This window comes from Achromobacter sp., from assembly GCF_057314935.1.
In genome coordinates this window covers 23,520-27,371 of the sequence record NZ_DBHKZA010000061.1, presented here as the reverse complement: position 1 = coordinate 27,371, position 3,852 = coordinate 23,520, and the positions used below count along the sequence as shown (strand labels likewise).

Sequence of the window (3,852 nt, the reverse complement as noted above, 5' to 3'; positions counted from 1 at the left end):
GCCCCCACGAACGCCGCACGGAGAGTCATATGGACACTAAATGGCTGGAAGACTTCGTCGCCCTATCGAAGTCGCGCAACATGTTCCAGGCGGCCGAGGCGCGCAGCGTGACGCATCCGGCGTTCGGGCGACGCATCAAGGCGCTGGAGGAGTGGGCGGGCGTGCCGCTGGTGGAACGCGGCCATCAGGCCACCACCCTGAACCCCGCGGGGCGCAGCATGCTGGCTGCCGCCATCGACGTGCTGGACATCCTGCGCGACACGCGCCAGGCGCTGCAGAAGCCGGAGCAGGAGCGCAACCGCAAGATCACCATCGCCTCGGGCAAGACGCTGGCGCATTCCGTGCTGCCGGGCGTGATGGCCAGCGTGCAGCAGGGCATGCCCGCGTTCCAGCTGAAAGTCATCACCACCACGCTGAACTACGGCGTGGACATGCTGGCGGACGGCGAGGTGGATTTCCTGTTGTGCCACGCGCACGAGCCGCTCTACGCGAAGATCGACAACCCCGGCTACCGGTGCCGCCGCGTCGGCGCCGACAAGCTGGTGGCCGTCAGCGCGCCCGTCAACCCGGGCGGACGCCATCCGCGCCATGCCGTGCCCAAGCTGGCTTCGGACCCGGCCGTGCCGTTCCTGGCCTACGCGGACAGCATGTCGCTGGGCCGCATCCTGCATGACCGCCTGCGCGGGCTTTGCGTGGTGCCGCTGCTGCAGACCATGTATGAATCCGATCTGGCCGACGCCTTACATGCGATGGCGCGCCAGGGTTTCGGCCTGGCCTGGTTGCCGCATACCCTGGTAGAAGCCGACCTGCGGGCCGGCACGCTGGTGCGCGCCGACAGCGCCCGCAACGACATCCATATGGAGATCCGCCTGTACCAGTCGGTGGACAATGCCAAGCCGCTGGCGCGCCAGGTATGGAGCCGGATCGAGGCCTACGCGGCCCGATGACGACACCGTTTTCGCGACTTTGCAGATCAAACGGGGACAAAAGATGCCGCCGGCCCCGCACAGGCATAAAATAGAAAATTACCCATTCCCCGCACACACAGGATCCCGCGCCATGAACGCACGTATCCCCGAAGACGCACTGCCGCCCACCCTGGACCCCAAGGCCCTCCAGGAATTTGTCGACGACAAATGGGATAACGAGATCATCCCCGCGCTGACCGACTACATCGCCGTGCCCGCCAAGAGCCCGGCGTTCGACGCCGACTGGGAAAAGAACGCGTTCATCGAGCGCGTGGTGCGCGATGCGGCGCAATGGGTCGAAGCGCAGAAGGTGTCGGGCCTGAAACTGGAAGTGGTGCGTCTGCCGGGCCGCACGCCCGTCATCTTCTTCGACGCGCCCGCCACCCGCAGCGACAACGGCGACACCGTGCTGCTGTACGGCCACCTGGACAAGCAGCCGGAGTTCTCGGGCTGGCGCGCCGGCCTGGGCCCGTGGACCCCCAAGTACGAAGACGGCAAGCTGTATGGCCGCGGCGGCGCGGATGACGGCTATGCCGTGTACGCCTCGCTGACCGCCATCATGGCGCTGGACAAGCAGGGCATCCCGCGTCCGCGCTGCGTGGGCATCGTCGAGACCTGTGAAGAATCCGGCAGCTATGACCTGCTGCCTTATGTGGACGCGCTGCGCGACCGCCTGGGCAACGTCGCCCTGGTGGTGTGCCTGGATTCGGGCGCCGGCAACTATGACCAGCTTTGGATGACCACGTCGCTGCGCGGCATGGTGTCGGGCACGCTGGAAGTCCAGGTGCTGGACGAAGGCGTGCACTCGGGCGACTCCAGCGGCGTCGTGCCGTCGTCGTTCCGCATCCTGCGCCATCTGCTTGACCGCCTGGAAGACAGCGGCACCGGCCGCCTGTTGCCGCAAAGCCTGCACTGCGAGATCCCCGCCGAACGCATCGAACAGGTGTCCGCCACCGCGCGCATCCTGGGCGACGAAGTCTGGCGCCGTTTCCCCTGGAGCTGCGGCGCGGAAGGCGGCTTCGTGCTGCCGATGACGACCGAACCCGAACAGGCCCTGTTGAACCGCACCTGGCGTCCGACCCTGTCGGTGACCGGCGCCGAAGGCCTGCCGCCGCTGTCCAGCGCCGGCAACGTGCTGCGCCCGCGCACCGCGTTCAAGCTGTCGCTGCGCCTGCCGCCGCTGGTGGACGCCGTGGCCGCCTCGCAAGAAATCAAGGAATTGCTGGAAGCCGACGCGCCCTACAACGCCAAGGTCATCTTCAAGGCCAATGAAGGCGCCGCCACCGGCTGGAATGCCCCGGCCTCCGTGCCGTGGCTGACCCAGGCCCTGGACGCCGCGTCCCAGCAGTACTACGGCCAACCCTGCGGCTACATCGGCCAGGGCGGCACGATCCCGCTGATGAGCATCCTGCAAAAGGGCTTCCCCAAGGCCCAGTTCATGGTTTGCGGCGTGTTGGGCCCCAAGTCCAACGCCCACGGCCCCAATGAATTCCTGCACGTGCCCTACGGCAAGAAGCTGACCGCAGCCGTCGCCCAAACCATGGCGGCCATGCCGGCTGCCTGACGCACCCGCACGCCCCACAGAGCGCGGGCCGCCAGGCCTTGCGCTCTTTCTTTTTTCAGGACTGACCCGATGATTTCCACTTCCGACGCCTACGCCAACGTGGTTGCCGAAACCCGCGATTGGCTGACCAAGGCCGTGATCGGCCTGAACCTCTGTCCGTTCGCCAAAGCGGTCCAGGTCAAGGACCAGATCCGCTTTGCCGTCAGCGACGCCACCGACGCCGAGGGCGTGCTAACCGACCTGCAGGACGAACTGGCGCTGCTGGCCGAAACCGACCCGGAAAAGATCGACACGACCTTGCTGATCATCCCGGACGCGCTGGACGACTTCCTGGATTTCAACGATTTCGAAGAGCTGTCCGACCGCTTGCTAAAGCGCATGCGCCTGGTGGGCGAGCTGCAGGTGGCTACCTTCCACCCGCTGTTCCAGTTTGCCGATACGCAGCCCGACGACATCGAGAACTACACGAACCGGTCGCCGTACCCCATCCTGCACCTCTTGCGCGAAGACAGCATCGACCGCGCGGTGGAGTCCTTCCCGGACGCGGCCGAGATCTATGAAAAGAACATCGACACGATGAACAAGCTGGGCCTGGAAGGCTGGAAGAAGCTGATGACCAAGGCCTGACGGCCGGGTTTGACCGCTGGCGGGGGAGACCTTCCCGGGATATCCCTAAATGGCGGACGAATCAGATTGCATACAACATACCGTTTCCTTGCTGGAGACCCGTATGCGAATGAATCGCCGCCACGCCCTGGGCGCGCTTGCCGCGCTGCCCCTGATGTCCCGTCCCGTCTGGGCCCAGAGCACCTTCCCCACGCGCTCCGTGCGGCTGCTGGTGGGCTTTGCGCCCGGCGGCCTGACCGACATCGCCGCCCGCGCGCTGGCCGAACGCATGGGCAAGACGCTGAAGCAGACCGTGGTCGTCGAAAACCGCCCGGGCGGCCAGGCCATCATCGCGACGGTGGCCGTGGCGCGTGCCGAGCCGGATGGCTATACGCTGGGGTTCGCCGGCACCAACGGCATGATCCTGAACCCCTTGCTGTACAACAACCTGCCGTACCAGCAGTCGGACTTCAAGCAACTGGGATCGATGGGCAAGTCGCCCATGCTCTTGATCGTGCACCCCGCGCTGGGCGTGAAGAACGTGCAGGAATTCATCGCGCTGGCCAAGAAGAAGCCCGGCGACATCACCTGCGCCCATGCCGGGCGCGGCGTCATCAACCACCTGGCGCTGCTGCATTTCCAGTCCAAGACCGGCACCCAGTTCCAGGACGTGCCCTACAAGGGCAGCGGCCCCGCGCTGCTGGACCTGATGGC

The 3,852-nt window shown here is 66.1% G+C and carries 4 protein-coding genes; all 4 read left to right on the top strand.

The window, feature by feature from the left end; translation table 11 throughout:
* Positions 1 to 29: 29 nt before the first annotated feature.
* The gene (locus ACO6D5_RS21070; protein WP_315846299.1) at positions 30 to 947 is read left to right on the top strand and encodes a LysR family transcriptional regulator; all 918 of its coding nucleotides are present in this window, start codon (positions 30 to 32) and stop codon (positions 945 to 947) included.
* 112 nt (positions 948 to 1,059) lie between these two features.
* Positions 1,060 to 2,532 (top strand): M20 family metallopeptidase, encoded by a 1,473-nt coding sequence (locus ACO6D5_RS21065; RefSeq protein ID WP_006225213.1) that lies wholly within the window; start codon positions 1,060 to 1,062, stop codon positions 2,530 to 2,532.
* Positions 2,533 to 2,601: 69 nt separating this feature from the next.
* A complete protein-coding gene (locus ACO6D5_RS21060; protein ID WP_088591187.1) occupies positions 2,602 to 3,159 on the top strand; it encodes a DUF1415 domain-containing protein in 558 nt (185 codons plus the stop codon).
* A 103-nt stretch (positions 3,160 to 3,262) separates the two neighbouring features.
* Positions 3,263 to 3,852: Bug family tripartite tricarboxylate transporter substrate binding protein (locus ACO6D5_RS21055; protein WP_485826438.1), on the top strand; the 590-nt coding region annotated here is incomplete at its 3' end.

Bases quoted from the DNA above. Each gene is read 5' to 3' on its own strand.
- ACO6D5_RS21065 (WP_006225213.1), top strand. From the start codon at position 1,060: ATGAACGCACGTATCCCCGAAGACGCACTGCCGCCCACCCTGGACCCC.
- ACO6D5_RS21060 (WP_088591187.1), top strand. From the start codon at position 2,602: ATGATTTCCACTTCCGACGCCTACGCCAACGTGGTTGCCGAAACCCGC.
- ACO6D5_RS21070 (WP_315846299.1), top strand. From the start codon at position 30: ATGGACACTAAATGGCTGGAAGACTTCGTCGCCCTATCGAAGTCGCGC.